Below are 26,753 nucleotides of genomic sequence, written 5' to 3'. Positions count from 1 at the left end.
TACTCAACACGCTCGCGCTGTTTTATGGTGAGCGGATAACTGGGAATTAAACGGAACGGTCACTGTTCCGCCCACAAAAATTCTGACACTCTCGGATGCGGGCCGGGGCATGGTCGGTAGCAATACAGCCTGTGATGTATCGCGGACTCGTGTCGGCCGAACTTATAGGAATGTCTATATGTCAGGGTTGTCGGTACAGGCGTTCGCAGGGGAGGCGCGGGAGGTTTCGAGAGGGTCCGGGAAGGAGTGCTGCGGTGTGGGTTCCGTGGTGGGCTGTCCATTCCTGGATGAACAGGCGGGCGGCGTCGGCGTCGGCTCGATAGTCCATGCGCAGGCCGTGCAGGTAAACGGTGATGTGTACGTCGGCCTCGGCTGGCGGTTCGAAGTGGGTGGGCATGGTTATGCCTGGTCGAGGGCGGTGCGCAGCCGGTGCAGGATGTCGATCGGTGGACCCGTTCGAGGAACTGTGGGCCCGGCCGTCGGATAGGGAATTCCGCGGACGGCGGCACGTTGGCGCGGGCTGCGCGAGGCGGGAACCAGTCTGCCGGCCTCGGCCAGCCTGGCGAAGGCGGCGGCCTTGCGCGGGCAGTCGAGCGGATTGCAGGTCAGGTGCACTTGCATAGTTCGATGTGCTTCGGTCAGCGGCAGCCCACGGTGGGGTTCACTGTGCCGGTCCTCGGGCAGCCAGGCGGGTTCGGTGGTATTGCCGGAGCCGCCGGCACGGCTTTTCATCCAGAGCTGTTCGGGGCAGACGGTGATGAGGTCGCAGACGTCGCATACGGGCCCGGGCTGGTTATCGACGTGGGTGAGGTCGGGCACGATCAGAGTGGTCGTTGCGGTGGCGCGGACGATATCCAATAGGTGGCCGACCGGATCCGGCACCGAGCCGTGGCGCAATCGGACGATGTAGATCAGGGTGTGGCCCTGCCGCCGGGCCAGCAGGCGGATGGCGTCGGTGTGCCGGGGTTGGTGGCCGCGGGAGATATCGGTCCGGAGGTAGCCGATGGCTCGGGGACGGTCGCGGTGGCAGGCGGCGGTGGCTCGCATCATGGTTGGGGCACCTCGGTTTCCTCGAGAAAGTTTCGGGTGGCGCCCGGATTGCACTGAAATACGCAGAACCTGGCGCAGGGCCATGACACACCGCGTGCTCCCGGCTTCCTACCCGAAACGGACGCTCCGAAAGAAGATCTCCGCATTCCCAGCGCGAGAACCGGCGCATGTAGCAGGATTACGCCGCATCGGTGAATCGGTGGCTCCCGAATCGGAGGATGAAATGCCTGATACAGCAGGCGGTATCGGTTCCATTGCCCAGGCGTCAACTCGGTAGGCACCTGCTGGAGTGGCGGACGCGGGCCGGCTACACACAGGCCAAGGCTGCTCAACTACTGGAGATGGGGGCGACCAGCCTCGGACGACTCGAAAAAGGAGAGAACTCCAGGATCAAGACGCGCGACATCCAGGCGGCCTGCGATCTCTACGGCGTACCAGAAGATCTGACCGCGGCCTTGACGGGACTGGCGAAGCAGGCCAACGTCAAGAACTGGTGGCATCAATACGGTGATCTCATTCCGAAGGACTTCGACGTCTACGTGGGCCTCGAAGCGGCAGCGACCAGGGTGATCTCGTATCAGCCGGATCTTGTGCCGGGGCTACTTCAGACAGCGAACTACGATCGCGCTCTGGCGCGTGAACGGCGGCCCGAAGACATTCTCGAGGAACAAGATCGGCGCGTGCAGCTCAAAATGCAGCGGCAGAAGATCATCACTCGGCGTACTCAACCGGTGACGCTGCAAGTAGTCGTGGGGGAAGCCGCACTCCGGCGAGTTGTCGGCGGACGCAATGTCATGGCCGCCCAGCTCAGGCACCTTGCGGACATGTCGACGCGCGACAATATCCGGCTGGGCATACTTCCGTTCGAGGCCGGGTTCCCGGGCGGCGTCTCCATGCCTCCGTTCGTGGTCCTCCTGTTCGGGGAATCGGCGCCCGGTGAACCGCTCGAGCCGCCCGTGGTCTTTCTGGAGGGGGTGGTTGGCAACATGTACATCGAGGACGCCGACGATGTGGCGAGCTTTTTGCGCACGTACGATCTGATCGAGGACCGGGCCCTTGGCGACACTGGCGGTCGGCAGTGGCTCAGGAACATGGCAAGGGAGCATGAAGGTGCACGCTGACCTATCCAGCGCACGCTGGTTCAAGAGCAGTTACAGCCAGCACGGCGGGGAATGTGTGGAGGTCGCGCATCTCGGTGATGCGGTGGGGGTGCGCGATTCGAAGAACGTAACCGGTCCGGTGCTCGTATTCGCCCCCGAGGAATGGGGCGAGTTCCTCCAGCGCATCTCCCGTGGCTGAGGGCACGACCCGCCGACCTCCTCGGGCCGACCGTCTACCCGGCTCTCTCCTGCCGAGAGTCTGTTCGTAAAAGGTGCGTCGTTGCCGCGTCGACCAGGTCATTCTGGAGGCCGTCGGAGCCGGGCCGATGGCCTGGCGATGGCCGGCGGTCCGCCGACCGCTTCGAGGGTGTGGTGGCCTTCGCGGGCGTGTTCAGGCGTGGGGTTTCGGCAGGACGCCGGTGAGCACGGCCGCTACCGACCTGTGGACGGTGGCCGCGGTGGGTGCGTGCTCGCGATCGGCGAACAGCAGGTGTGCGGCGCCGGTGAGCGTGGGGGCGAGGGTGGCGACATCGGCGTCCGCGGAGATGCGTCCGAGGTCCCGTTCGGTGGTGAGGTAGTCGGCGATCATCGCGGTGCCTTCGCCCAGGACGGGTATGGGGGCGGCGCCGGCCTCGCGCAGGCGGACTCGTAGATCGTCGCGGGAAACGATGAGCGCGACGATCGCTACCGCGACCGGGTCGAACAGCTCGGTCAGGGCCGCGGCGAGATTCGCGGCGACGGAGCCGGTCCCGGCGGTGTCGCCTAGCGTCGCGGCCTGCCGGTCGAGCGCTGCGATCCGGTCGAGGACGAATTCGGCGAGGAAGGCGTCGAAGTCGGTGAAATGCCGGTGGATCACGCCTTTGGCGACTCCGGCTTCGGTGGTCACCGCCCGGCTGGTCAATCCATGGGGGCCACCGGCCAGCAGGACACGCCGGGCGGCGGCGAAGAGTTGTTCGCGCGCATCACGCAACGCCACACCGGTCGGCATCAGGACACCGTCTTTCCGTAATGCGCGCTGCGCGATTGACAAGTGGGCATGCGCCCACTCATAGTGGGCGCATGGTCACTCTACCGCCCGAGCCGCCGTCGTCCCCTGTCGGCGAATCCCACCACGCACGTGGACTGGCACAGTCCTTCGGCGACGACCCCGAACGATATGACCGAACCCGGCCGCGTTACCCCGCCGCGATGGTGGCCCGGATCATCGCGGAGGCTCCCGGTCGCGATGTCCTCGATGTCGGAATCGGCACCGGAATTTCGGCGCAGCCCTTCACCGCGGCCGGATGTCGCGTGCTCGGCGTCGAGGTCGACCCGCGAATGGCCGAGTTCGCCGCCCGGCAGGGATTCGACGTCGAGGTGGCGAAGTTCGAGGACTGGGATCCCGCGGACCGGGACTTCGACGCGGTGGTCTCCGGGCAGTCCTGGCACTGGGTGGACCCCGTCCGCGGAGCCACCAAGGCGGCACAGGTCCTGCGGCCGGGTGGCCGCCTGGCCGTCTTCTGGAACGCGTTCGCGCCCCCGGCCGAGCTCGCGCAGGCTTTCGGGGCCGTCTATCAGCGGCTCCTGCCCGGCTCGCCGTTCGCCCGAGGACCATTCGGGGGCCCCACCATGTACGCCGGCCAGTTCAAGGCGGTCGGCGACGGGATGCGTCGAGCAGGCACATTCGGGACGCCCGAACAGTGGGAGTTTCCCTGGACCCGCCGCTTCACCAGGGACGAGTGGCTCGAGCAGGTACCGACCTTCGGCGGTCACAGCCAGTTCCCGCCGGACACGCTCGAACAACTGCTCGCCGGTATCGGGTCCGCGGTCGACGATGCCGGCGGCAGCTTCGTCATGGACTACACCACCGTGGTGATCACCGCACCGGCTACCGAGCGGAATCAGCCGGCAACGCGGTAAGGGTGCGGCCCGGTTCGTCACCGTCCACCGAAACCCGACATGCCGATACCGCGCAGGAATGCCTTCTGCGCGACGGCGTAGACGATGACCAGCGGTAGCGGGATCAGCAGGGACGCGGCCATGCCGACGGGCCAGGAGACGGGCAGGCCGGGGTCGAGCCCTGGGCATGCGCTGGTCAGCCGTTCCAAAGGCGGGCTACCGAGGGCCCGGCTCTTCGATCACGGATCGCGCGGGCCCAGGGAGCTCGAATCCGAATCCCGGGAGGCCGACAACAGGCTCGCCGGCTCCACCCGTGCGGGCGTCCTCGGCGAAATCCTGCCAGGTCGACGGCTCGTCGTCGTCGATGACGGGTTCCTCGAGTCCGACGTCGTAGTCGTCGTCCGACTGCTCGGGCGGGGTCGGTGGCTGGTTTGTCAACTGGGCCAGTCCCTTCTGGTCTCTGCCATCACTGGCTGCAGGCAGGTTCGACTGTGTGAGGAGCGCACTCGCGGTGAGAATCAGTAGAGCCATTGCGGCTCCTCTGAACAGGTTCTTCATACCGAGGCCAATCTATATCGGGTGTCGAGGCCATCATGATCGGCGACCGAACCGGCTCGGCGTCAACGCTGTACAACTCGGGTCGTTCCGATATGTGTGGAGGGGGTCCAGGTAGATAGCTTCTACATGAACCTCTACCCCGGGTAGTGCGCGGTAGCGGCCCGTCACCGTCCACCGAAACCCGACATGCCGATACCCCGGAGGAACGCCTTCTGCGCGACGGCGTAGACGATGACCAGCGGTAGCAGGATCAGCATGGACGCGGCCATCAGCACCGGCCAATCCGAGACGTATTGCCCCTGCATCCAGACCAGGCCGAGGGTGACGGTGGAGATCTCCCGGCGTTGGATCATCACCAGCGGCCACAGGAAATCGTTCCAGACGTCGACCCAGGTGAGTACGGCGAGAACCATCACCGCCGGTTTGGCATTGGGCAGCAGGACCCGCCAGTAGATCTGCCACGGGGAGCAGCCGTCGAGGACGGCGGCCTCTTCGAGTTCCACGGGGAGGGTGCGGAAGAACTGCCGCATCAGGTAGGTGCCGAACGCACTGCCGAACAGCCCGGGCAGGATCAACGCCCAGGGGGTATCCGTCAAACCCAGCACCCGGATGAGCAGGAACTGGGGCACCACGGTCACGGTGAGCGGGACCATGAGCGTGGCCAGATAGGCCACGAACAGGGCGTCACGGCCGGGGAAGCGCAGCCGGGCGAACGCGTATCCGGCCAGTGAGCAGAAGAAGACCTGGCCGGCGGTGACACATCCGGCGTAGAGGACGGTGTTGAGGAACATCCGGCCGAACGGCATCTCCTGGAAAACGGTGCGGTAGTTGGACCACTGCGGTTCACGCGGAAGCAGGGTCGGTGTGGTGACTTCGGACTGCTTCTTCACCGAGCCCGCCAACGCCCACAGGATGGGGAGCAGGGCGCACCAAGCCATCGCGAGGAGCGCGAGGTAGAGCGCACCGGCCCGGACGAAGGCGCGGGCCCGCCGGCCCGGTACCACCGTCACTGCTCCGTCGAGTTCTTGCGGGCGAACCATAGTTGCGCGACGGTCAGCGCCAGCAGGACCAGGAAGATCGACCAGGCGATGGCCGACGCGTAGCCGGCGTCACCGAACGCGAAGGCGTTCTGGAAGATCATGATGCCGAAGACGTAGGTTCCGGTTTCCGGGCCGCCGTTGCCGCCGGTGAGCACGTAGATCTGGTCGAAGGCCTGCACCGAGTCGATGATCGAGACGACGAGGACGAAGGACAGCGCGCCCCGGATCAGGGGCACAGTGATCGATATGAATCGCCGGATCGCGCCGGCTCCGTCGATCTTCGCCGCTTCGTAGAGGTCCCGCGGGACGCCCTGCATCGCGGCGAGCAGCACGACGGTGGCGAACGGGATGCTCTTCCACACGCTGACCAGGCAGACCGAGACCATCGCCCACCGCGGTTCGACCAACCAGGGGATGGGACCGATGCCGACCCGGCCGAGCATCGTATTGAGCAGCCCGTTGTTCGTATCGAAGACGAAACGCCAGATCACCGCCATCACCACACTCGATATCGCCAGGGGCAGGAACATGACCGTCCGGAAGAAGCCGGTTCCCCGGACTCCGCGATTCAGGGTCGCGGCGACGACGAGGCTTATCGACACGGTGGGAATCAGCGTCCCGAGGGTGTAGACGATGGTGTTCCGCAACGCGATGGCGAACAGCGGATCCGCGGTGAGCAGCTCACGGAAGTTCCGCAGCCCGGTGAACCGGATCGGCCCGAACATATCCCACTCGTGAAAGCTCAAATAGAGCGAGAAGCCCAATGGGAAGACCAGGAACACCACGACCGCCAGGAGGTTCGGGGCGATGAACAGCCGGGCCGCCCGTGCCTGCCGCTTCGCCGACTCCGAGCGGCGCCGTCCGGTGGCGGCAACCGGTGCCGCCGGTTTCTCGGTCGTGATCTCGTCGGTGGTGGTCATCGGTTGCGCAGCACTTCGTCGGCTTCCGGAGCGAGATGGTCCGCCAGCGAGGTCGCGGGGACGGCGCCGCGGAGCACAGGGCCGATGTACCGGTCCATCAGCGCGTCGATACGCGGCCAATCCGCCGTGACCGGCAAGGGAGCGGAATGCGCCGGTCCATCGACGAGAATGTCCAGGTTACGGATATTGCTGTGCGCCGCGGCGAACCCGGGGGATCGCACCGCGGAGCCGAGAGCCGGCACGAAAAGGCCGGTCTCCGCGACAACCGCCTGGCCGACCGGTCCGGCCGCGAACTTCAGGAACTCCCATGCCTGATCTTTCCGGCGGCTGCCGGCGGCTATGGCGAGGCCCGTGGTGCCGATATTCGAGCGCGCACCGCGGATCGCCGGCCCGGCCGGGAGCGCGGTGATATCGAAATCCAGGTCGTCGGCCTCGGCGAAGGTGCGGTACCGCCAGTGCCCGCCCATCGCCAGCGTGGCTCTGCCCTGCGTGAACAGGTCCATCGCCGAGATCGACTGCTGATCCGCCGGACTCGGCGCCAGCCGATACCTGTTGGCCAGGTCCGCATAGAACTGGACGCCTTCGATGAAAGCAGCGGTGGAGAAGTCCGAACGCTCGGGAACGGTTCGCGGGCTCGCCCATTCGGCGCCGTTGTTGACGGCGAAGAGACCGGCCGAATAGTACGGCACCCAGGTATCGACGAACCCCCACTGCCGGACCTCGCCGGACCGATCACGCTCGGTGAGCGCGCGGCCGATGTCCAGGAACTCGGCGAAGCTCCACGCGTCTTCCCACCGGCCGGGAGGTTGCAGTCCGGCCTGGTCGAACAGTGTCCTGTTGCAGAACAGAAAGTTTCCCGACCACTGCTCCGGGAGCGCGTACTGCCCGCCTTCGAAAGCGAAGGTGTCGTACAGCGCAGAGGCGCCATCTGCCGACAGGTCGGCGGCGAAGGCCGGATCGCGGTCGAGCAGGGTGTTCAGATCCAGCAGCACGCCCCGGTCGGCGAGACCGGCATAGGTCTGTTCCCACGCCATCAACACGTCGGGACATCTGCCGCCCGCGCAGAAGGTCAGCATCTGCTGCATCGGGTCGGGACCGGACAGCAGGGTGCGCACTCGGATATCCGGGTTTCTGCGGGTGAACTCGTCGATCACCCGCTGGCGTCCGTCGGCTTCGGCGGGGTTGGCCTGGAAGAAGAACGTCAGCGCGTCGTCGTCGTTGCCGCACCCACCCAGCGCCGATACCGCCAGCGCCGCGCCGATGCCGCCGGTGGCGCGGAGAAATCCGCGCCGCCCGAGCGGCGTTTCTCGCCCACCCACGCCGCGATCACCTCCTGCGCCGCGCCCGCTCGCGCGAGATCGTCCGAGTCCGGAACCGCGATTCGTGCCTCGAGCGCCGGGTGCCGTCCCTTCTGTCTTCGACGGGTGCCGCGGCCCGGCCCCTGCGATTGTCCAACGCCGCCGTGCGAATCGACCCGAGCGACTCGCCTGCATCTCATGAGCCCTGGTGGCGGGGAGTCACCGGCTCGCCGCGCCGGGCCCGTCGGCCACCGATCGCCACCGATCGCTGGCGGGAATGCCGGTTTGCCTACTCCTCATCAGGGTGGAGGTCGTCGATATCGAAACCCAGGTCCGCCAGATCGTCCGCGAACTCACTCAGATCGATTACCGGGTCGCTGCCGCCACTCTCGTCGGAGCGGTGCGGTTCGAACCAGTGTGTGGCACTGGAGCTCTCTGTTCCGGAATGGAGATCCCGGCCGCAGGCCGCGCTCAGCGCGTGTGCGAGTTGAGTGCCCCGGCCCCCTTGCCGTTCGACGGCCTGCTGGTCGGGAACCCAGTCGGTACGACGCTCCGGGGTCAGATGAGGTTCTTCTGCCTTTTGATACGGCGCCGTACGTCGGCCATCAGGGCGTAACTGCCGCCGTGCCGCAGGAAGCGGGGGATGAATCGGTTCACGAAGCCGACGAAGAGGAAGAGATTCTCGAACCGGCGCTGATCTGCATCGGACCATTCGACCCGCATCTGCTCACGGAACCAGGGGCTCAGGAAACCGATGGTGAGAAATCTGAGCAGGCCACGGAACGGAATACGCAGGTACCAGTGGATCATCCGCAGGTTCAGCAGGTCCTCGAGGTAGGAGCGGACGAAATCGTCGAGCACCGCCTGCTCGCAGGCGGTGTTCCAGTATTCGTCGAACTCGGCTCGGGTGGCCGGCCACATATCCTCGGTGACCTGCAACGTAGTGCCCAGGGAGGACGAGGACCGGTAGAACGCCTCGTTCTGTTCGGGGCTCATCCGGCCGGCGAGCAGCTGGTAGGTGTCCTCGAAGCCGATGTAGAGACAGGCCGCCACCCAGAGCTGGAGTTCGCGGTCGAAGGCGTTGTACTTCACCGGGGCTCCGGGTTCGGACCGCACCTGGCGGTGGGCGCCGTTCACCGCTTCCCGGAAGGCCTTCTTCTCCTCCTCGTCACCGAGGATGGCCACGGCCAGGTACTGGGTGGTGGTGCGGGCGCGTTTCCACGGCCGCTTCATCAGTGAACCCGATTCCACTTTGCTCTCGGCGACGCCGTAGCCGACCCCGGGCCGCGCCATCTGCATGATGACGTTCGCCGCGGCCCCCGCGAACTGCCAGAAGTCCAGAGCGTCGGTGAGTTTCAGGGGACGTTTGGTGAACGGGCGGTGGGTGGTGCCGATCCGGATGCGCGTCTGCTCGGTGGTCAGCCGCGGCTGATCGGCGGGCCGCGAATCGGGCGCGGCTTCGGTTTGCCAGGAGTGTGCGGCGGCGGTCATGCGTGTCCTTCCACAGGGATCCGGTGTGGTCTAAGTTACTTCAGATTCTATCGACAGTCAGTTGGTATCAATGAACAGTCGCTAACTTATGTCTCAATGAGTGCTTTGTGAAACGTACCGAGAACAGGTATCCAGCGGTGTTCCCGGACCAGGAATCTTCGCCGAAAGCTTCCGCTAGCACAGGAATAGTGCGTAACATACCGCTCCGACCCGACCGTCTCAGACGTTCCCCCGCGGGGAGGGTGCGTCAGCGGCCGGTCAAGGAAGGAACGCACTATGCTCAAACGGCTGGATCGACTGTTCAGCTACGAGATGAAGGTGTCCGAGTTTCTCGGGACTCTGATCATCCTCGGCATTCCCTACGGGCTCATCGGGATCGTCTGGACGCTCACGCACACATCGCATCTGCGTGAGATGCACGGTCTGGACGTGATCATCTCGTTCCTCGGTTCCATCGTGTGCTGGCCCGTGCTCACCTTCGCGAACGTGACGATGACCTGATGATGGCGCTGGTATGGCTCATCGACATCCTGGTGATCGTCGTCAAGATCCTCGGTGGGCGGATGAAGGTCAACCCGATTCTGCGTTTCGGTCTCTGGCTCGCCCTGCTGTGTGTCCTCGCCGCCGGACTCGCGGTGGTGGGCGCCGGGTTCGTGCTGTTGCAGCAGTACCTGGCCGGTGACCTCGAGACGACCGGCCCGGACCTGCCATGGTGACGACCGGGCCGGAGAAACCGGCGCAGCGCACCGACCTCGAGCAGGCGGTCGACGATCTCAAAGGGCTGTGGCAGCGGCATCCGCAGCGCTCCCTGGAAACCCTGGGCCGGCAGGTGACCCTGGGCCGGGAAGCCGTGGTGGAGACCGTGAAAGCGGTTCTCGCGCGGCGTTTCCCGTTCGAGGAGTTCGCCAAACAGTGCGCCTTCATGGCCAATGTGTCCGCCGCGCCCACCATCTTCGTCGCCATGCCCATCGCGGTGGTGGTGTCGATCCAGATCGGCGCGCTGGTGAACCAGGTCGGCGCCACCACCTTCATCGGTGCCGTGGCCGGCCTGGGCATCATCCGCCAGGGCGCGCCGCTGGTCACCTCGCTCATGATCGCGGGCGCGGTGGGTTCGGCCATCTGCGCCGATCTCGGTTCCCGGACCATCCGGGAGGAGATCGACGCCATGATGGTGATGGGGGTCGACCCCGTCCGCAGACTCGTGGCACCACGGCTGGTGGCGGCCGTGGTGGTGAGCATGCTGCTGTGCGGATTCATCGTGTTCGTCGGTTTCGCGACCGCCTATATGTTCAACGTCTACGCGCAATCCGGGACACCGGGCTCGTTCATCGGCTCCTTCGCCTCATTCGCCGTCGCCAACGATATGGCGGTGGCGCTGGTGAAATCGGCGATCTTCGGGGTGCTGACCGCGATCATCGCCTGCGATATCGGATTGCATGCCAAGGGCGGGCCCGGGGGCGTGGCCGACGCGGTGAACTCGGCGGTCGTCTCCTCGGCGCTGATGCTGTTCGCCACCAACATCATCATCACGCAGGTGTACAACACCGTCTTCCCGACGAAGGTGATCTGAGGTGGGCACTCCGTACACGCCACCGGCGCTCAAACCGGTCCGGATGGTGACCTCGGCAGCGGCGGTGCCCATTGCCGCCAACCGCCGTCTCGGCCACCAGGGCATCACCTTCGTCCAGGCACTGGTCGCGATCCCGTTCGTGCTGAAGCACTATCGCAAGGAAGTGCTGCGGCTGACCGCCGACGTGGGATGGGGCAACGGTTCGCTCGTCGTGGGCGGCGGAACCGTCGGTGTGGTGATCATCCTGTGTGGTTTCGGCGGGATCACCGTGGGCATGGAGGCTTTCAGCGCGCTGAACCTGCTGACCATGGGCCCGCTCACCGGAGCCATCTCCGGCTTCGCGACCACCCGGGAGTTAGCGCCGATTCTTGCCACTCTCGCGTTCGCGATCCAGGCCGGCTGCCGATTCACCGCGCAGCTGGGGTCCATGCGGATCGCCGAGGAGATCGACGCGCTGGAATCCATCGCCATCCGGCCGCTGCCGTATCTGGTGAGCACCCGGATGATCGCGGCCACCGTCACCATCATTCCGCTGTACAGCGTGGGACTGGCGGTCGCGTATCTGGCCACGAAACTGTCGGTGCTGCTGCTGGGCGGCACCTCGGCGGGTACCTACGACCACTACTTCTTCCAGTTCCTCCTCGGCCCGGACCTCTTCTTCTCGCTGCTCAAGGTCGTGGTGTTCGTGCTGCTGGCGACCTATATCCAGTGTTATTACGGATTCTTCGCCACCGGCGGCCCCGAAGGGGTGGGGGTGGCGGCCGGGCAGGCGATCAAGATGGTGATCGTCGTGATGGTGTTCGCGAATCTGTTCCTGACCTTGGCCATCTGGGGTATCGACCCCGGCTTCCGGATTTCGGGGTAGGTGGCGATGTTCATCGATCACAGTGGTCGCGGGCCGCGCCCGTGGCATATGACGGTGGCCGGCCTGGCGATGATCACGCTGGTGGCGGTGCTGCTGGGCCTGCTCGGCCTCCGCTACACCGGCCGGTTCGAGGACCGGGTGCCGGTCGACGCGGTGCTCACCAGCACCGGTGACGGGTTGCCCGAGCGCGCCGACGTGAAGTTCCGGGGCATGGTGGTGGGCGCGGTGACCGACGTGGCCGTGGTGGCCGCCGGGCAACGGCAACAGGTCCGGATCGATCTCGACCCCCGGATCGCGCCGACCATTCCCGATACCGTGACCGCCCGGGTGATCCCGAACAACCTGTTCGGTGTCACCGGAATCGAACTCGTGGACAACGGTGCCGCGCCCGGCCGGTTGGCCGCCGGCGCGGAAATTCCCGAGGACACCAGCGCCGGAACGGTGCAGTTGCAGACGACGCTCACCATGCTGCGGAACGTGCTGGACAATATCCAGCCGGAGAAGCTCGGCCGGGTCCTGGCGACCTTCTCCGAAGCGCTGGACCCCGGCGCCCGGGCGCCCGGATCGACGATCGAGCGGCTGGACAAGTGGGTCACCGAGGTCCGGCATATCGAGGGGGTCGGCGATCTGCTCGGTGACCTGGGCCGGGCGACCACGGCGCTGAGCGTGTCGGCGCCCGAACTCGTCGGTGTGCTCTCGGAATCGGTGACCACCGCCCGCACTCTCACCGAACGCCGGGAGAACCTGATCACCATGCTCGCCAACGCCAGTGGCGCGGTGAATTCGGTGAACGAGCTGTTCGCCCGCAATCCCGACGCGGCCAAGGACCTGGTGCCCGGCCTCGATGGACTCTTCGGGTCGCTGGCGCAGGACCCGGAGGCGATCCCGACCGCGGTGGCCAATCTCAACGCGGCCCTCGGGAAGCTCTCGGGCGCCTTCGGCTGGGGCGCGCAGCGGCAGATGCGCTGGAGCCTGGACGTATCGTTCACGCCGTTCCAGCAGTACACGGCGAAGGATTGCCCGCGCTACGGCGAGATGGCCGGCCCGCGCTGCGGCGGGCCCTCGGTGCCGCAGACCGCGCCGCCGCAGGAGTATCCGGCCACGCTGCTGCCCGGCTGGGTCGAGGGGGCGGGACCGCGACCGCAGCCCCGGATCCCGGGGATACCGGCACCGGCGCAGGCTCCGGCCGTGCCGCTGCTGCCCGGGCTCCCGGCGCTACCCGGTCTGCCCGTCATCCCGGGGATCACCACGCCGCTGTTCCCCACTGCCCCGACCGCGCCGGCGCCGGCGCCGGCGGTGCCCGGCCAACCGGCGGTGCCCGGCCAACCGGCTCCTGCCGGGGCGCCGATCGCGCAATTGCGCGGGCACGCCGCCGTCGCCGCACTGCTCGGCAGACAACCCACCGCGGCCGAACTGCTGCTGCTCACGCCGATACTCGCGGGCGGCACGATCGATGTCTACTCCGACGGGGAGGCCTGATGCGCCTGGCGCGGACAATTGCCGGTTTCAGTATCTTCGCTGTGATCGCGATCGTGCTGACCTTTACCATCTGGTCGACGCTGCAGCGGTCGGTGCCGGGGGAAACCGAGACCTATTCGGCCACCTTCACCGATGTGATGGGGGTGCGGGTCGGCGACGATGTGCGTATGGCCGGGGTACGGGTGGGCCGGGTCGATTCGCTCGAATTCGAGGACGACTACAAGGCCCGCCTGGTCCTGCGTATCGAGGCCCGGCAGCGGCTCACCGATACCACGAAAGCGCTGGTGCGGTACCAAAACCTGATCGGTCAGCGTTATATCGCGCTGCTGCCGGGCCAGGATCGGGGCACCGAGATACCGGCCGGTGCACATATCCCCGTCGAGCGCACCGAACCATCATTCGATGTGTCGGCGCTGCTGTCCGGGTTCGAACCGCTGTTCAGTGTGCTCCAGCCAGACCAGGTCAATTCGCTGTCGGACACCCTGATCCAGGCCCTGCAGGGTGACGGCGTCTCGCTGAGCGCCCTGATCACCCAGGCGGCGGAACTGGCGCACACCTTCGGCCAGCGCGACGAGATCCTCGGCGCGGTGATCACCAACCTCAGCAGTGTGATCGCCGGGCTGGCCAATCGCAGCCAGGAGTTGGAGACACTGATCACCCAGACGAGAGGCCTGATGGACGCGCTGTACGCCGAGGGGGAGTCGCTGAAGAGTTCGGTGGATCAGGTGGCGTACTCCACCGATTCGCTGACCGCGCTGATCGGCTCGGTCAAACCCGATATCGCCGCCGCCCAGGACCAGGCCACCACCGCGGTGGAACTGCTGCTGTTCAACGGCGCCGCCCTGGATCAGGCCGCGGTCGAACTGCCGAACGTACTGAACGGCCTGGCCCGTTTCACCGGCTACGGCGCCTACGGCAACGCCTATATCTGCAATCTGGACGTCTCGCTGTGGGGTGTGCTGCTGCCGCCGGGCCTGTTCTCCCAGATCGGCGGCGATTCGCAGACGGAGGTGTGCCGCTGATGGCCCGGTTGCGTCGTCCGGCCTTCGCGAAGAACCGGTTCCTGTGGCAGGGGCTGCTCGCCGCCGCCGCGGTGGCCGCCCTGGTGGTCGGGTCGAGTGTGCTCTCCCAGTTGCGGCTCGGCGACAAGACCGTGACCGCGGAATTCGCGCAGGCGGCCGGAATGCGCGCGGGTGCGACGGTGGACGTCTCCGGGATCGAGGTCGGTGAGGTGCGTTCGGTACGCCTGGCCGGCGACAAGGTCGAGATCGTGATGAAGATCAGCCGGGATATCCGGGTGGCCACCGACGCACGTGCCGCTATCAAGATGTCGACCATCCTCGGCCGCATGCACATCGAACTGGTGCCCGGTTCGGGAGAGGAATCAGCGGACGGCCGGATCCCGCTGGCCAACACCTCGGTTCCGTACAACCTGGCCAAGGTCATCCAGGACCCGAAGTACACCTCGTCGTTCGAGCGGATCGAGCGCATCGACCCGGACAAACTGCGGCAGGCGCTGGACGTCTTCTCCCAGCAGATGGGTGACTCTCCGGAACTCGCGGTGACCGCGCTGGATTCGATCGGCGCGCTGGCGAAGGTGATCAATGCCCGGCGCGACGAGGTGGACACCCTGCTCCAGAGCATGGACCAGTTCTCCCAGCAGGTCGCCGACAACCAGAACAGCGTGCTGATGCTGCTCACCCGCGGTGAGGCGATCGGTAACGCGGTGGCCCTGCGCCAGGACCTGCTGCGCCGGTTGCTGGACAATGTCGCCGCGCTGTCGGGGCTGCTGCGCGATATGGGCCTGGAGAACAACGGGCAGCTGGGCCCGCTGATCCAGAACCTGAACACGATGACCCAGGGGCTGGAGAAGAACCGGGACAACCTGGACCGGCTCTACGAGATCCTGCCGGTGTCGCTGCGGCAGTTCAACAATGTGATCGGCAACGGGCCCTACGCCGATGTGTGGGCGCCCTGGTTCCTGCCGGACAACTGGCTGTGTTTCGCACAGGTCGTACAGGGGTGTGGAAAGTGAACCTACGCATACTCGCGCGGGTGCTCGCGGCCGGTATCGCCGGACTGTGCGCGGCGGGCTGCTCGGTCCTGCCCGACAGTATCGCGGGACTGCCGGAACAGTATCTGGGCGAGCACGTCCGGATCAGCGCCGATTTCGAGAATGTGGCCGGCCTGTACGCCGGGAACGAGGTCGCGGTGCTCGGCGTGCCGGTGGGCCGGGTCGAGACCGTGACACCGCGCGGCAGCTACGTCGAGGTCACCATGGCATTGGACAAGAATGTCGATGTACCCGCCGACGCCATGGCCGCGCTCATCTCGCCGCAGCTGATCACCAACCGGCACGTCGAGCTCGCGCCCGCCTACAGCGGTACCGGCCCGAAACTCGTCGACGGGGCGCATATTCCGCTGGAACGCACCCGGGTCCCGGTGGAGCTGGACCGCATCCTGGATAATTTCGACCAGCTCGGCGCCGCGCTCAAAGGCGACAGCGAAGCCGGGCCGCTGGCCAGCCGGGTGCTGTTCCCGCTGCTCGACGGTAACGGCGACCGGTTGCGCGAAACCCTCGACGACCTGTCGGCCGCATTCGAGGTGACCTTCGCCAACAAGGACCAGATCGCCAACACCATCATCAAACTGAACGAGATCACCCAGGTCGTCGCCCAGAACGACCAGACCGTGCGCGATTTCAGTGCCCGGCTCACCGAACTGATACAGCTGATGGGGGATCAGTCACCGGGTCTGCACGCGGTTCTGGTCCAGTTGAACGATTTCGTGAACAACACCTCGACGCTGGTCGGGGAGAACCGCGACCAGCTCGCCGGGGCGTTGCAGCGATTCGTCACCATTACCGCGCAGATGCGGGCCAACGCCCGCGGCCTGACCGAACTGGTGGACGTGGGCCCGCTGTTCTTCGAGAACCTCGCAGGCGGTGTGAGTCACGAACACCAGGCATTCCGAGTGCACGCGCTGCTGGACAAGGCGCTGCTCGACAACGAGGTGCTGTCCACCTTCTGCGAACGGGTGCAGATGCGTTCCGACGGCTGCCGCACCGGCCGGATCCAGGATTTCGGGCCGGATTTCGGGATCACCGCCGCACTGCTGGGGATGACGCAATGAGGTACGCGGGGCGGATCTATGGGAGGTTGGCGGTCCTCGTGACGGCGGCGGTGCTGGCGGTACCGGGGTGCGGGGTGCTGACGGTGCAGAACGTGCCGATGCCGGAGCCGGGTATCGGCGGGCCGGGATATGCCCTGCGCGTGCGGTTCGCCGACGCGCTCAACCTGCCCGACCGGGCCCATGTGAAGATCGGCGGCACCGATATCGGGGTGGTCACCGATATCTCCACCACCGATTTCGTCGCCGATGTGGACATGCTCATCCGCGAGGACATCCGGCTACCGCGCGGGACCACCGCGGAACTACGGCAGGGGACCCCGCTCGGCGATATCTTCGTCGCCATGACCCTGCCCCGGGACGAACCCGGCGCGGTGCTGCTGGGCGAAGGCGATGTGATCGATACCGATCACACCGGTGCCGGCGCCTCGGTGGAAGAACTCATGATGTCGGTATCACTGCTGCTCAACGGTGGCGGGTTGAACCAGGCGGCGCGGATCACCGCCGAAATGGATTCGATGTTCGCCGGCCGCGCTCCGCAACTGGGCCACCTGATCACCGAGATGACCCGGGTGCTGAGCGCACTGAACACCCGGACCGCCGATATCGACAGTGTGCTGCACGGGGTCAATGTGCTCACCGGCGAACTCGCCGCGCGCAAACAGGAACTGGGCCTGGCCGCGGATACCTTCCCCGATCTGCTGGGGCTGGTGGCGGAGAACAACCGGGACATCACCTCGCTGATCCAGAAGATCTCGGTGACCATGTCGGCGCTGGGTGATTTCAGCGATACCACCAGCCCGGAATTCATCAGCCTGTTCGACAGCATCCGGCGGCTCATGGGTGGTTTCACGGCGATGGGCGACAATCTGCGGCAGACCCTGGACGGTCTGCACACGCTGTACCCGTCCCTGGAACAGTCCTTCGAGGGCCCTACCCTGGCCGTCGCGGCTCGGGTCTCCTACCTGAGCGTCGGCGCGCTGACCGATCCGTCGCGCAGCCGGCTGCCGGACGGGTCGGATGTGCCGGCCTTCATCGGCAGCCTTACGCAGGTGCTGCAGAAGATCCAGGGCCGGCTGACCAGTCCGCCGCAGCCCGGCCCGGCGTCGCAGGAGGGTCCGCGATGAACATTCCGCTCTGGAACTGGCTGGTCCGGCATCGGGTCGGCGTGGCGAACCTCGGCCTGGTGGTGGTGCTGGTCGTGGGGTGCGGGTATCTGGGCGCCGCGGTGCTGCGGATCAATCTGCTGCCCGACAGCACCTACCGAGTGACGGTGGAACTGACCGGGTCCGGCGGGCTGCTCGCGGACAACGATGTCAATTTCCGCGGCTCTCGGGTGGGTCGGGTCGCCGATGTCCGGGTCTCGGAGACCGGGATCGAGGCCGTCGCCGAGATCGACTCCGCGATAGATATTCCGGTGGGCGGCACCGTGGTGGTCGGGCGGCTCTCGGCGGTGGGCGAGCAGTACCTGGACTTCCGGCCCGACGCCGATACCGGCCCCTACCTGCGCGACGGTGACCGGGTCGAGGTGGCGCGCACGAAAATTCCGGTGACGACGCATTCGCTGCTGTCGAATATGAGCGCGATGATCAGCGGACTCAATCCCGAGCGGCTCACGGTGATCGTCGACGAACTGGACAAGGCGCTGGCCGGCGGACCGGACCGGCTGCGCAATATGATCTCCGGCATCAGCCGCGCCATGGCGGGTCTGGAGGGTCTGCTGCCGCAGACCCGGCAGCTCATCGAGAACCTGACCGTGATCGCCGAGACCACGCAGTACGCCCAACCCGACCTCGGGACCCTGACCGGTTCCGCGGGGGCGCTGTTCCGGCAACTCACCGCGGCCGACCAGGAAGTGCGGCGACTGCTGGACCTCGCGCCCGGGCAGCTTGCCACCCTGGGCGGTTTCGTCACCGAAACCCAGGACCCGATAACGAACCTGGTCACCAATTTCGTGGCCATCACCCGGGCCGCGAAACTGCGGCAACCGGCGATCGCCGCGCTGTTCCCGGCGCTGCGGGCGGGTACCGCGGCGCTGAACGTGCCGGTGCACGACGGGATCTTCCATACGCTGGTGGATATCTGGCCGCGCCCCACCTGCGAGTACAACACGATTCCGCTGGTCCCCACCGAGCGCATGGCCGATACCCGAGTGCCTTTGTACAACTACTGTGTGACCGATGATCCGGCGTTGCAGGTACGTGGTTCGGCCAACGCGCCCCGGCCGAATGTGCCCGACAACACCGCCGGACCACCGCCCGGCGCCAGCGGTGACGAACTGTCCCGCCCGATTCCGGGCCGTTGAGGAGTAGACGAGCATGAGCGAGGACAAATCCGTGGCAAGCGGGGACGCGGCGGATTCCGCGGCAGCGAACGAGGAAGCCCCGTCGCCCGGTACGGCGGATTCCGCAGCTGCCGCGAATGCCCCGGATCCGGCGCCGGATGGCGGCGCGGACCGGTTGCGGAAGGTCACCGATCCGGACGACGAGGGCACCGATGCGGGTGCGGGGAAGCCGCGCCCCACCGCCCGGATCACCCGCCCGGCGCTCGCTGTTCTCGTCGCCGCCGCGGTCGTGCTGCTGGGCGCGGTCGGGGTGGCCGGCTACCTGTATGTGCAGGAACAGGACAAATCCGAAACCCTGGCCGCGTACGAGGAAGCGCGGCAGGCGGCCTGCCGCTATGCTCCGGTGCTCGCCAACTACGACGCGAAGGATCTGGACCCGTACTTCTCGGCGGTGGCGGCGGGCGCCACCGGCGGCTGGAAGAAGGAATTCGAGACGACCACCGCCGAACTGCGGGAGGCGCTCGTCGCGGGTCAGGTGGTCTCCACCGCCGGTGATATCCAGTGCGCGGTGAAACAGGCCGACGCGCATTCGGCCGAGACCGTGGTGGTGATCGGGCAGACCATCACCAGCCTGGGCACCCGGGGACAGCCCGCGCCGGGGCAGTTGAGCATGGTGATGCGGATGCAGAAGATCGACGGACACTGGCTGGTCGACCAGATGATCACCCCGCTCGCTCCCGGCCCCCCATCGTGACCGGGTACGGCTGCGCGCCCACTCCCACGGGAGCTACTGGGCGGGCCGGCCGTACAGGACTGTCCGCATGAGCAGGGCGACCCGCTCCTGCGAGGCGGTCGCGACCGTGCCGAGCGCGCGGCCCAGGTCGACCACGAGGGCGAAGGCCGCATGGACGAGAAAACGTGCCTGCGGGCCGGAGAGTTCGGGACGCACCTGCCGGACCAGCCGCGCCCACTCCTCTACGCTCAGCCGCTGCACATTGCGCAGGGCGGCGCGTTCCTCGGCGGGTACGTGCTGGAATTCGGTGTAGTAGACGAAGGTGAGTTCCCGTTCGGCGAACGAACCCTCGACGTACTGGTCGATCAGCGAATCCAGCGCCTCACGCGGTCCGGCCGCCCCCGCCACCGCGGGACCGATGGCGCTGGACACCCGTTCGGCGGCGCGCCGGAAGGCAGCGGCCAGCAGATCGCTCTTACCGCGGTAGAAGCGGTACACCGCGGACGCCGCGGACAGGCCCGCCGCGGTGGCGATGTCCTCCACACTCACATTCGGGTATCCGCGGGCGTGGAAGAGTTCCACACCCTTGCGGAGCAGCAGTTCGTGCTTGAACGATTCCGGGATTTCCACCGGGCGGGCGGGTTCGACCTCCCCCGGTTCCGGGAGGGAGACGGCCGCGAGATCCATGGCGGTGGAAACCAGCAATCCGACAAGGGCTTTCGTAGGTAGCGTCGCATGGTGATCGGCGATGCTGGTGATCACCGACAGCAGGGCCACCACCAGCACCTGACGGTCCTGACCGCGCAGCTGCGGACGGTAGGCGGCGAGCCGGGTACCCAGTGCCTCCAGCACCGCGTTCTGCTGGACCTCCCGAATCTCGCGGTCCGCCGGCTCCAGGTAGCGGCCTTCCCAGCGCACCAGCGCCACACTGGCCCGGTTGGCGACCGTGACCGCGCTGAGTGCTTCCAGCACCGTCCGTAACCGCTGCTCGGGCCGGGCCGCCGCGGCTTCGGCGTCGAGCCGCACCGATTCGGCCATGGCCTGGCCGACTCGCAGCGACTCCTCCTGGAACAGCGCGTACTTACTGGGGTAGTGGCGGTACAGGGCGGCGGAACTGATACCGAGCCCGCCGGCGATGTCCTCCATGCTCACGCCGTGGTATCCCTGCGAACCGAACGCGTTGGCCGCGGCCGCCGCGATCTGTGCCCGCCGGTTCTTCGGCCGGCGCCGTACGGGGCGAGCCGCCGCGGCACTCTCCTTCTTCCCGGTGGCGGCGTCGCTGCCCGGATCGTCGCGACCGTTCGCGCGCACCGGCGGCGCTGACGACCGGACCCGGCGATTGTCGACGCTCATTCCGTAATCCTATCGTCGGGTAACCAGCGACAATGCCGCGCACCCCCGGTCAGGGGCCCGTTCCGGGCGGCCGGTGCGCGGCCCGGCCCGGGTTTCCGGCTCGTCGCCGGGTGGCCGCGGGGGCCGGGGGCACGAGGACTCCCCGGAGGGAGAACACAACCATGGCACAAACCGGTATCCCCGAGTTCCGGATACGGGGTACCGCGGCGGTCGAAGTGACCGGGGATTCCGGCCGGGCGGGGCACCCCGGCGCGATCGCGGCGCCGAAACGTGTCCACTGACCGGGAACGCGGCTGGGGCGACCCGGTGCCCCGGGTCACTATCGGCGCAGTCACACAACTCCGCTGGAACATGGAGGTTCCGATGCCGGATCTTGCACCGAACGGGCGACCCCAGCACGGTACAGACGAATACAGGCAGATCGAGGCGGCCGCGGCCCCGACCCGGTTCGCGCGCGGCTGGCACTGCCTGGGCCTGGCGAAATCGTTCCGGGACGGGCAGCCACACGAGGTCGAGGCATTCGGCACCACGCTGGTGGTGTTCCGGTCCGAGACCGACGACACGCTGCACGTGCTCGACGCGTACTGCCGGCATATGGGCGGCAACCTGGCCCAGGGATCGGTCAAAGGCGATTCCATCGCCTGCCCGTTCCACGACTGGCGCTGGGGTGGTAACGGCAAGTGCACCGGGATCCCGTACGCCCGGCGCGTACCGCCGCTGGCCCGCACCCGGGCCTGGCCGACGCTGGAACGCAACGGTCAGCTGTTCGTCTGGCACGACCCGCAGGGCAGCAAACCCACCGACGCGGTGACGGTCCCGGAGATCGAGGGCTACGGCACCTCGGAGTGGACCGACTGGACCTGGAACTCCCTGCTGGTCGAGGGGTCGAACTGCCGGGAAATCGTGGACAACGTGGTCGATATGGCCCACTTCTTCTACGTCCACTACTCCTTCCCGCGTTACTTCAAGAACGTTTTCGAAGGGCATGTGGCGACCCAGTACATGCGGTCCACCCCGCGCGGCGATATCAATGTCGGCACCAACTACGACGATCCGAATTCCTCGCTGCGCTCGGATGCCTCGTACTTCGGCCCCTCCTACATGATCGACTGGCTGTGGAACGAGGCGCAGGGCATGACGATCGAGACGGTGCTGATCAACTGCCACTACCCGGTGACGTCGAATTCGTTCGTCCTGCAGTACGGCGCGATGGTGAAGAAACCCCAGGGCATGTCGGACTCCGACGCCGCGGCGATGGCGGCGCGATTCGCGCGCGGTGTCGAGGTGGGTTTCGAACAGGACGTCGAGATCTGGAAGAACAAGGCGCCCATCGACAACCCGCTGCTCTCCGAGGAGGACGGGCCGGTGTACCAGCTGCGCCGCTGGTACCAGCAGTTCTACGTGGATGTCGAGGACATCACCGAGGACATGACCAAACGGTTCGAATTCGAGATCGATACCGAACGCGCCGTCACCAGCTGGGAGGCGGAGGTCGCGGACAACATCGCCCGCGGTGCGGTACTCGACACCACCACCTGAACCGGACATCTTTCGTGCGCGCCGGGTGAACATCCGGCGCGCGTTACTTAGGAACCCATCATGACCAGAGTTCTCGACAATCTCGCGGCGATCGCCGATCAGCTGCGCGACCAGGCCCCGGCGGCCGAACGGCTCGGCCGGCTGCCGGATTCGACCGCGAAACTGCTGAAATCGGCGGGCGCGATCCGGTTGTTGCAGCCGAAGAAGTACGGCGGGTTCGAGGCGCATCCGCGGGAGTTCGCCGAATCGGTGATGTCCGCGGCGGCGCTCGATCCGGCCACCGGCTGGATCTGCGGCATCGTCGGGGTCCATCCCTGGCAGCTGGCCTTCGCCGATCCGCGGGTGCAGGAGGAAGTGTGGGGCGCCGACAACGACACCTGGATGGCATCGCCGTACGCGCCGACCGGTATCGCCCGCCCGGTGGACGGCGGCTATGTCTTCAACGGCCGCTGGCAGTTCAGCTCCGGTACCGACCACTGTGACTGGATCTTCCTCGGCGCCATGCTCGGCGACGAACAGGGCGGTATCGCCGATCCGCCGACGATGCTGCACATGATCCTGCCCCGCGCCGATTACGAGATCGTCGAGGGCTCGTGGAACGTGGTGGGGCTCAAAGGCACCGGTTCCAAGGACATCGTCGTGAAAGACGCGTTCGTGCCGTCGTACCGGGTGATGAACGGCGACCATGTCATCGACGGCACCGCGCAGCGCGAATACGGAGTCACCGAGACGCTGTACAGGATGCCGTGGTCGATGATGTTCCCGCTGGGTATCAGCGCGGCGGTCATCGGCATCGCGGAGGGGGCGCTGGCCGCGCATCTGGACTATCAGCGCGGCCGGGTGGGCGCGCAGGGGACGGCGGTCAAGGACGATCCGTACGTGCTGTTCGCGATCAGCGAGGCCGCCGCCGATATCAACGCCGCGCGCCAGGAACTGCTGGCCAATGTGGACCGGATCTGGGGGATCGTCGAATCCGGCGGCGAGGTGGATTTCGCGCTCCGCGCGGCCGGCCGCCGCACCCAGGTCCGGGCGGCCTGGCGGGCGGTGATGGCCGTGGACCAGATCTTCGCCCGGTCGGGCGGTAACGCGCTGCGCATGGACACACCACTGCAGCGGTACTGGCGCGACGCCCACGCCGGCCTCAACCACGCCATCCATGTACCGAGCACCGTCTACCACGCCTCAGCGCTGAGCTCGATGGGGTTCGATCCGGCCGAGCATCTGCGCTCGATGATCTGACCGGCCGGGGACGAGAAGAACGACAGGAACGAAATGACCGATATCAAGAGCCTCGGCTACGTACAGATCCAGACCACGAATATGGAGCGCTGGCGGCAGTTCGCCTTCGGCGTGCTCGGCTTCGCGGAGGGGTCGGGACCCGACAAGAACGCTCTCTACCTGCGGATGGACGAACGGGCCGCGCGGATCGTGGTGGTCGCCGGGGAGAGCGACGAGGTGGTGCGGATCGGCTGGGAGGTCCGTGACCACGCGGCGCTGCGGCGGGTGCGGGAGACCGTGTCGAAGGCGGGTACCACGGTGGAATCGCTGTCCCGGGCCGACACCGACGCCCGCCGGGTGGAGGAGGCGATCACCTTCACCGACCCCGCCGGCGCCACGCTGGAGGTTTTCCACGGCCCGATACTCGACCACAGTCCGGTGGTGACCCCGTTCGGCGCCCGGTTCGTCACGGGCGCCCAGGGCCTGGGGCATGTGGTGCTGCCGACCATGGACCTCGGCGGCGCGTTCGAGTTCTACACCGAGGTGCTCGGTTTCCTGCCGCGCGGCGCGTTCCGGGTACCGGCGCCGCCGGAGTTCGGGCCGGTGCGGATCCGTTTCCTCGGCGTGAACGAACGCCACCACAGCCTGGCGTTGTGCCCCGCGCCGCACGGCGGCGCGCCCGGGCTGGTGCACATCATGGTGGAGGTCGATTCGCTCGACGCGGTGGGCCAGGCGCTGGACCGGGTGGCGGAGGACGGGTTCTCGGTGTCCTCGACGCTGGGCCGGCACACCAACGACAAGATGGTGTCGTTCTACGTGCGCGCCCCCGGCGGCTGGGATATCGAATTCGGGACCGACGGGATGCGGGTCGACGAGAAGTACTACTCCGCGGAGGAGATCACCGCGGACAGCTACTGGGGTCACGATTGGTCCGGTAGCGAACCACTGGCTGCGATGTAATCGCGCCGCCTGCGGCGATGCGGAGCCGAGGCCTCGGACGGGGCCTCGGCTCTGTTGCGTGCTCCTGGAATCGACGGCCCCCGGGCCGGGCGTATCGCCCGGTTCAGGGGCCGTTCGTGATTTTCGGCCAACCTTTGCGATTCGTGTGACAGCTACCACAAGGAAATGCTACTAATAGGAATATGCCTATTCGGCATATTCGATTGGGCATCAGCTCGCAGACCCAATGGAGGGCTCATGACTATGCAGGCCGACGCCGCCACCCCGAGCGCTGTGCTCGACCGCGTCTCGCTCGTTCTCGACGCGTTCGAGGGCCCGGGGCGCCTCACGCTCGCCCAGATAGTGCGGCGCACCGGACTACCCCGGTCCTCGGCGCACCGCATCCTGGAGCGGCTCGTCCAACTGCGCTGGTTGCGGCGCGACGGCCGGGACTACGAACTGGGCCTGCGGCTGATGGAACTCGGCTCGCTGGCGGTGCACCAGGACCGGCTGCACCGCGCCGCCGTGCCCTTCCTGCACGAACTGCACCGCACCACCGGATGTGTGGTGCATCTGGCGGTGCTCGACGGTACGGACGTGGTGTATCTGGACAAGGTCGGCGGACGGCTGGCGGGCGCGGTACCGACCCGGGTCGGGGGCCGGCAGCCCGCGCACTGTACGGCGGTGGGCAAAGCGATCCTCGCCTATGCCGACGGCGAGCGCGGCAATGTGTTCGGTGCCGGCCCCGTCCGGCCGAAGACCCGGTACTCCATCGCCACGGCCGCGCAACTGCGGGCCGAACTGGCCAAGGTCCGCGCGCACGGTATCGCGTTCGAGCGCGAGGAATCACTGGCGGGATTCGGGTGCGTGGCGGCACCGGTCGGGGAAATCGGTCAGGCGGTGGCCGCGGTATCGATTTGCGGGCCGGTGGACCGGATGAGCTTCGATCACCGCACGGCCGCGCCGGTGCGCACGACCGCGCTGGGGATCTGGCGCAATGTCGAGGACGGGCGGGTCCGGGTGCATCCCACGCTGCAGCAGTCCCGCCCGCTGGGATCGGGGCCGAGGCCCCACCCGCCGGCGGCCTTGCAGTACGTCTGACCGGTGCCGAAAGCGTTGCCGGCACGGGAGACGTGCTCGGTCAGCTACCGGCCTGACGGCGATCACCCAGCTTGCGCATCAGCGCGACCAGGCTCAGACCGAACGCGGGCGCCAGATCGACGCCGCGCACCAGCGCACCGCGCCATCGCGGCATCACCCGGAAGATCTGCCGACTGTCCATCAGCGCCATCCCCGCGCGGGCGACGGCGTCCTCGTCCATCGGCTTCGGCCCGGCGAACAGCAGCGCCGCACCGGGATCCGCCGCCCGTGCGGTCACCATCCGGGTGCCGACCACATCGGGACACAGGGCGCGGACCCGGACGGGTAGCCCGGCATGCCCGAGGTCGCCCTGCACCGAGGTCGTGTAGGACAGGACGGCCGCCTTGGTCGCGGCGTACAGCGCGAGACCCGGGACCGGAGTGAGCGCCGAGAGCGACGCGACATTCAGCACGACGCCGCCCGCCTGTCCCATCTGCGCGATCGCGGCCGCGGTCCCCGCCACGACGCCGCGAATGTTCACGTCCAGGATGGTGGCGACCTCCTCGTCCGGATGGGTCCAGGCATTGCCCGCGAAGAGCACCCCGGCATTGTTCACCCAGGTCGTGAGCCGTCCCAGAGTCGCGGCTCGCGCGGCGATCTCGCGGTGCCCGGCGATCTCGCGGACATCCTGCGCGAGCCCGACCGCGCCCCGGCCGATCTCCGCGGCGGCCCGCCGGGCGGCGTCACCGTCGATATCGGTGAGCACGACCAGATGGCCCGCGTCGGCGAGATGGCGGGCGAGGGCGAATCCGATACCGCGGCCGGCGCCGGTCACAACTGCTGTGGTGGTCATGGCGAGACGCTAGGCCGGATGCGCTGTCGACCGCCACTGCCCGTTCGTGGCAGTGCGGCCAGGGGGCGCTTCGCCGCCCGGCTCGCCGCACTATTTGTCGTTGTCGCGGGGTGGTGCGGCGGTGCATCGACTGGCAGTCGCCGCCCGCCGACGGTTTTGCACATCACCCGGTGCGCGGTGCCCGATGCACACCGGTGCACCGCCCCGTGCTCACCCGGTGTGGTGTACGGCCTGGCCTTTCGGGGAGTGGCGGCCGAGCTGTGGCATGCTGGGGGGTGAGCACGGGTTGTTGAAGTGATCGCTCGGCTCGCAACAGGAAGTAAAGAAACAGTATGTCGCAAGGCAGTGTGAAGTGGTTCAACGGCGAAAAGGGCTT

General features: G+C 67.2%; 27 protein-coding genes and 1 pseudogene. 18 read left to right on the top strand and 10 right to left on the bottom strand.

The window, feature by feature from the left end; all coding sequences use genetic code 11:
* Window positions 1–399 precede the first annotated feature (399 nt).
* Entirely contained in the window at window positions 400–1,050 is a 651-nt protein-coding gene (locus tag AB0H42_RS33935; protein WP_357063512.1) for a hypothetical protein, read from the bottom strand.
* A 218-nt stretch (window positions 1,051–1,268) separates the two neighbouring features.
* Between AB0H42_RS33935 and AB0H42_RS33930 the strand changes: the two genes are divergently transcribed.
* Both AB0H42_RS33930 and AB0H42_RS33925 read left to right on the top strand, forming a co-directional pair.
* The gene (locus AB0H42_RS33930; protein WP_357063510.1) at window positions 1,269–2,171 is read left to right on the top strand and encodes a helix-turn-helix transcriptional regulator; all 903 of its coding nucleotides are present in this window, start codon (window positions 1,269–1,271) and stop codon (window positions 2,169–2,171) included.
* Window positions 2,161–2,349: a DUF397 domain-containing protein gene (locus AB0H42_RS33925; RefSeq protein ID WP_357063508.1), complete on the top strand. Its 189-nt coding sequence runs from the start codon at window positions 2,161–2,163 to the stop codon at window positions 2,347–2,349. The genes AB0H42_RS33930 and AB0H42_RS33925 overlap by 11 nt, the downstream gene beginning before the upstream one ends.
* A 192-nt stretch (window positions 2,350–2,541) precedes the next feature.
* Here AB0H42_RS33925 and AB0H42_RS33920 read toward each other — a convergent pair whose 3' ends face one another.
* Window positions 2,542–3,138, bottom strand: a complete 597-nt coding sequence (locus tag AB0H42_RS33920) for a TetR family transcriptional regulator (protein WP_357063505.1) — start codon at window positions 3,136–3,138, stop codon at window positions 2,542–2,544.
* A gap of 71 nt (window positions 3,139–3,209) precedes the next feature.
* Here AB0H42_RS33920 and AB0H42_RS33915 point away from each other — a divergent pair, with 71 nt between their 5' ends.
* Window positions 3,210–4,049, top strand: a complete 840-nt coding sequence (locus AB0H42_RS33915; protein ID WP_357063502.1) for a class I SAM-dependent methyltransferase — start codon at window positions 3,210–3,212, stop codon at window positions 4,047–4,049.
* Window positions 4,050–4,066: 17 nt separating this feature from the next.
* On the opposite strand, the pseudogene AB0H42_RS33910 reads toward AB0H42_RS33915, so the two are convergent.
* From AB0H42_RS33910 to AB0H42_RS33885, 6 genes and pseudogenes are all read right to left on the bottom strand, one after another.
* Window positions 4,067–4,183, bottom strand: a pseudogene (locus AB0H42_RS33910) (carbohydrate ABC transporter permease); the annotation flags it as partial.
* A gap of 61 nt (window positions 4,184–4,244) precedes the next feature.
* Window positions 4,245–4,559: a hypothetical protein gene (locus tag AB0H42_RS33905; RefSeq protein ID WP_357063500.1), complete on the bottom strand. Its 315-nt coding sequence runs from the start codon at window positions 4,557–4,559 to the stop codon at window positions 4,245–4,247.
* A gap of 191 nt (window positions 4,560–4,750) precedes the next feature.
* Entirely contained in the window at window positions 4,751–5,596 is an 846-nt protein-coding gene (locus AB0H42_RS33900; protein ID WP_357063498.1) for a carbohydrate ABC transporter permease, read from the bottom strand.
* On the bottom strand, window positions 5,593–6,546 hold the full coding sequence (locus AB0H42_RS33895) for a sugar ABC transporter permease (RefSeq protein WP_357063496.1): 954 nt from the start codon (window positions 6,544–6,546) through the stop codon (window positions 5,593–5,595). Before AB0H42_RS33895 ends, AB0H42_RS33900 begins: the two co-directional genes overlap by 4 nt.
* Window positions 6,543–7,865, bottom strand: coding sequence for a sugar ABC transporter substrate-binding protein (locus tag AB0H42_RS33890; protein WP_357063493.1), 1,323 nt, complete (start codon window positions 7,863–7,865; stop codon window positions 6,543–6,545). Before AB0H42_RS33890 ends, AB0H42_RS33895 begins: the two co-directional genes overlap by 4 nt.
* Window positions 7,866–8,402: 537 nt before the next feature.
* The gene (locus tag AB0H42_RS33885) at window positions 8,403–9,335 is read right to left on the bottom strand and encodes an oxygenase MpaB family protein (protein ID WP_357063490.1); all 933 of its coding nucleotides are present in this window, start codon (window positions 9,333–9,335) and stop codon (window positions 8,403–8,405) included.
* A 276-nt stretch (window positions 9,336–9,611) separates the two neighbouring features.
* On the opposite strand from AB0H42_RS33885, the gene AB0H42_RS33880 reads away from it, so the two are divergent.
* The 11 genes from AB0H42_RS33880 to AB0H42_RS33830 are packed head-to-tail and all read left to right on the top strand — an operon-like array spanning window position 9,612 to window position 19,416.
* The gene (locus AB0H42_RS33880) at window positions 9,612–9,836 is read left to right on the top strand and encodes a hypothetical protein (protein ID WP_030525279.1); all 225 of its coding nucleotides are present in this window, start codon (window positions 9,612–9,614) and stop codon (window positions 9,834–9,836) included.
* Window positions 9,836–10,051, top strand: coding sequence for a hypothetical protein (locus AB0H42_RS33875; protein WP_357063487.1), 216 nt, complete (start codon window positions 9,836–9,838; stop codon window positions 10,049–10,051). The genes AB0H42_RS33880 and AB0H42_RS33875 overlap by 1 nt, the downstream gene beginning before the upstream one ends.
* The gene (locus AB0H42_RS33870) at window positions 10,045–10,905 is read left to right on the top strand and encodes an ABC transporter permease (RefSeq protein ID WP_357063484.1); all 861 of its coding nucleotides are present in this window, start codon (window positions 10,045–10,047) and stop codon (window positions 10,903–10,905) included. The genes AB0H42_RS33875 and AB0H42_RS33870 overlap by 7 nt, the downstream gene beginning before the upstream one ends.
* A 1-nt stretch (window position 10,906) precedes the next feature.
* Window positions 10,907–11,770, top strand: coding sequence for an ABC transporter permease (locus tag AB0H42_RS33865; RefSeq protein ID WP_030525282.1), 864 nt, complete (start codon window positions 10,907–10,909; stop codon window positions 11,768–11,770).
* A gap of 6 nt (window positions 11,771–11,776) precedes the next feature.
* Entirely contained in the window at window positions 11,777–13,249 is a 1,473-nt protein-coding gene (locus tag AB0H42_RS33860) for an MCE family protein (RefSeq protein WP_357063482.1), read from the top strand.
* Complete coding sequence (locus AB0H42_RS33855; protein WP_357063479.1) at window positions 13,249–14,271, top strand: MlaD family protein; 1,023 nt, start codon at window positions 13,249–13,251, stop codon at window positions 14,269–14,271. The genes AB0H42_RS33860 and AB0H42_RS33855 overlap by 1 nt, the downstream gene beginning before the upstream one ends.
* Window positions 14,271–15,284: an MCE family protein gene (locus AB0H42_RS33850; RefSeq protein WP_357063477.1), complete on the top strand. Its 1,014-nt coding sequence runs from the start codon at window positions 14,271–14,273 to the stop codon at window positions 15,282–15,284. Before AB0H42_RS33855 ends, AB0H42_RS33850 begins: the two co-directional genes overlap by 1 nt.
* Window positions 15,281–16,381, top strand: coding sequence for an MCE family protein (locus AB0H42_RS33845; protein ID WP_357063474.1), 1,101 nt, complete (start codon window positions 15,281–15,283; stop codon window positions 16,379–16,381). The genes AB0H42_RS33850 and AB0H42_RS33845 overlap by 4 nt, the downstream gene beginning before the upstream one ends.
* Window positions 16,378–17,505: an MCE family protein gene (locus AB0H42_RS33840; RefSeq protein WP_357063471.1), complete on the top strand. Its 1,128-nt coding sequence runs from the start codon at window positions 16,378–16,380 to the stop codon at window positions 17,503–17,505. The genes AB0H42_RS33845 and AB0H42_RS33840 overlap by 4 nt, the downstream gene beginning before the upstream one ends.
* On the top strand, window positions 17,502–18,683 hold the full coding sequence (locus AB0H42_RS33835; protein ID WP_357063468.1) for an MCE family protein: 1,182 nt from the start codon (window positions 17,502–17,504) through the stop codon (window positions 18,681–18,683). The genes AB0H42_RS33840 and AB0H42_RS33835 overlap by 4 nt, the downstream gene beginning before the upstream one ends.
* A 13-nt stretch (window positions 18,684–18,696) precedes the next feature.
* Window positions 18,697–19,416 (top strand): hypothetical protein, encoded by a 720-nt coding sequence (locus AB0H42_RS33830; protein ID WP_357063466.1) that lies wholly within the window; start codon window positions 18,697–18,699, stop codon window positions 19,414–19,416.
* 33 nt (window positions 19,417–19,449) lie between these two features.
* Here the strand turns inward: AB0H42_RS33830 and AB0H42_RS33825 are convergent, their stop codons facing one another.
* Window positions 19,450–20,748 carry a TetR/AcrR family transcriptional regulator gene (locus tag AB0H42_RS33825; protein ID WP_357063464.1) on the bottom strand — a complete coding sequence of 433 codons (1,299 nt, stop codon included), beginning with the start codon at window positions 20,746–20,748 and terminating at the stop codon, window positions 19,450–19,452.
* Window positions 20,749–21,111: 363 nt separating this feature from the next.
* Between AB0H42_RS33825 and AB0H42_RS33820 the strand changes: the two genes are divergently transcribed.
* From AB0H42_RS33820 to AB0H42_RS33805, 4 genes are all read left to right on the top strand, one after another.
* Window positions 21,112–22,287, top strand: coding sequence for a Rieske 2Fe-2S domain-containing protein (locus AB0H42_RS33820; RefSeq protein ID WP_357063461.1), 1,176 nt, complete (start codon window positions 21,112–21,114; stop codon window positions 22,285–22,287).
* A 57-nt stretch (window positions 22,288–22,344) separates the two neighbouring features.
* Complete coding sequence (locus AB0H42_RS33815; RefSeq protein WP_357063515.1) at window positions 22,345–23,526, top strand: acyl-CoA dehydrogenase family protein; 1,182 nt, start codon at window positions 22,345–22,347, stop codon at window positions 23,524–23,526.
* 33 nt (window positions 23,527–23,559) lie between these two features.
* On the top strand, window positions 23,560–24,465 hold the full coding sequence (gene bphC, locus AB0H42_RS33810) for a biphenyl-2,3-diol 1,2-dioxygenase (RefSeq protein ID WP_357063458.1): 906 nt from the start codon (window positions 23,560–23,562) through the stop codon (window positions 24,463–24,465).
* Window positions 24,466–24,702: 237 nt separating this feature from the next.
* A complete protein-coding gene (locus AB0H42_RS33805; protein ID WP_357063455.1) occupies window positions 24,703–25,545 on the top strand; it encodes an IclR family transcriptional regulator in 843 nt (280 codons plus the stop codon).
* Between the two features lie 40 nt (window positions 25,546–25,585).
* Here AB0H42_RS33805 and AB0H42_RS33800 read toward each other — a convergent pair whose 3' ends face one another.
* Complete coding sequence (locus AB0H42_RS33800) at window positions 25,586–26,377, bottom strand: SDR family oxidoreductase (protein WP_357063453.1); 792 nt, start codon at window positions 26,375–26,377, stop codon at window positions 25,586–25,588.
* Window positions 26,378–26,753: the final 376 nt, after the last annotated feature.

The sequence above is a fragment of the Nocardia sp. NPDC050799 genome, assembly GCF_040654015.1.
GTDB lineage: Bacteria > Actinomycetota > Actinomycetes > Mycobacteriales > Mycobacteriaceae > Nocardia.
The sequence above is the reverse complement of the archived record's forward strand: the minus strand, read 5'-3'. Positions and strand labels throughout refer to the sequence as shown.

What these genes read in the sequence shown, in the direction of transcription:
- AB0H42_RS33935 (WP_357063512.1), bottom strand. Translation starts at nt 1,050, where the DNA reads ATGATGCGAGCCACCGCCGCCTGCCACCGCGACCGTCCCCGAGCCATC.
- AB0H42_RS33930 (WP_357063510.1), top strand. Translation starts at nt 1,269, where the DNA reads ATGAAATGCCTGATACAGCAGGCGGTATCGGTTCCATTGCCCAGGCGT.
- AB0H42_RS33920 (WP_357063505.1), bottom strand. Translation starts at nt 3,138, where the DNA reads ATGCCGACCGGTGTGGCGTTGCGTGATGCGCGCGAACAACTCTTCGCC.
- AB0H42_RS33915 (WP_357063502.1), top strand. Translation starts at nt 3,210, where the DNA reads ATGGTCACTCTACCGCCCGAGCCGCCGTCGTCCCCTGTCGGCGAATCC.
- AB0H42_RS33905 (WP_357063500.1), bottom strand. Translation starts at nt 4,559, where the DNA reads ATGGCTCTACTGATTCTCACCGCGAGTGCGCTCCTCACACAGTCGAAC.
- AB0H42_RS33895 (WP_357063496.1), bottom strand. Translation starts at nt 6,546, where the DNA reads ATGACCACCACCGACGAGATCACGACCGAGAAACCGGCGGCACCGGTT.
- AB0H42_RS33885 (WP_357063490.1), bottom strand. Translation starts at nt 9,335, where the DNA reads ATGACCGCCGCCGCACACTCCTGGCAAACCGAAGCCGCGCCCGATTCG.
- AB0H42_RS33880 (WP_030525279.1), top strand. Translation starts at nt 9,612, where the DNA reads ATGCTCAAACGGCTGGATCGACTGTTCAGCTACGAGATGAAGGTGTCC.
- AB0H42_RS33875 (WP_357063487.1), top strand. Translation starts at nt 9,836, where the DNA reads ATGATGGCGCTGGTATGGCTCATCGACATCCTGGTGATCGTCGTCAAG.
- AB0H42_RS33870 (WP_357063484.1), top strand. Translation starts at nt 10,045, where the DNA reads ATGGTGACGACCGGGCCGGAGAAACCGGCGCAGCGCACCGACCTCGAG.
- AB0H42_RS33860 (WP_357063482.1), top strand. Translation starts at nt 11,777, where the DNA reads ATGTTCATCGATCACAGTGGTCGCGGGCCGCGCCCGTGGCATATGACG.
- AB0H42_RS33855 (WP_357063479.1), top strand. Translation starts at nt 13,249, where the DNA reads ATGCGCCTGGCGCGGACAATTGCCGGTTTCAGTATCTTCGCTGTGATC.
- AB0H42_RS33850 (WP_357063477.1), top strand. Translation starts at nt 14,271, where the DNA reads ATGGCCCGGTTGCGTCGTCCGGCCTTCGCGAAGAACCGGTTCCTGTGG.
- AB0H42_RS33840 (WP_357063471.1), top strand. Translation starts at nt 16,378, where the DNA reads ATGAGGTACGCGGGGCGGATCTATGGGAGGTTGGCGGTCCTCGTGACG.
- AB0H42_RS33835 (WP_357063468.1), top strand. Translation starts at nt 17,502, where the DNA reads ATGAACATTCCGCTCTGGAACTGGCTGGTCCGGCATCGGGTCGGCGTG.
- AB0H42_RS33830 (WP_357063466.1), top strand. Translation starts at nt 18,697, where the DNA reads ATGAGCGAGGACAAATCCGTGGCAAGCGGGGACGCGGCGGATTCCGCG.
- AB0H42_RS33825 (WP_357063464.1), bottom strand. Translation starts at nt 20,748, where the DNA reads ATGAGCGTCGACAATCGCCGGGTCCGGTCGTCAGCGCCGCCGGTGCGC.
- AB0H42_RS33820 (WP_357063461.1), top strand. Translation starts at nt 21,112, where the DNA reads ATGCCGGATCTTGCACCGAACGGGCGACCCCAGCACGGTACAGACGAA.
- bphC (WP_357063458.1), top strand. Translation starts at nt 23,560, where the DNA reads ATGACCGATATCAAGAGCCTCGGCTACGTACAGATCCAGACCACGAAT.
- AB0H42_RS33805 (WP_357063455.1), top strand. Translation starts at nt 24,703, where the DNA reads ATGACTATGCAGGCCGACGCCGCCACCCCGAGCGCTGTGCTCGACCGC.
- AB0H42_RS33800 (WP_357063453.1), bottom strand. Translation starts at nt 26,377, where the DNA reads ATGACCACCACAGCAGTTGTGACCGGCGCCGGCCGCGGTATCGGATTC.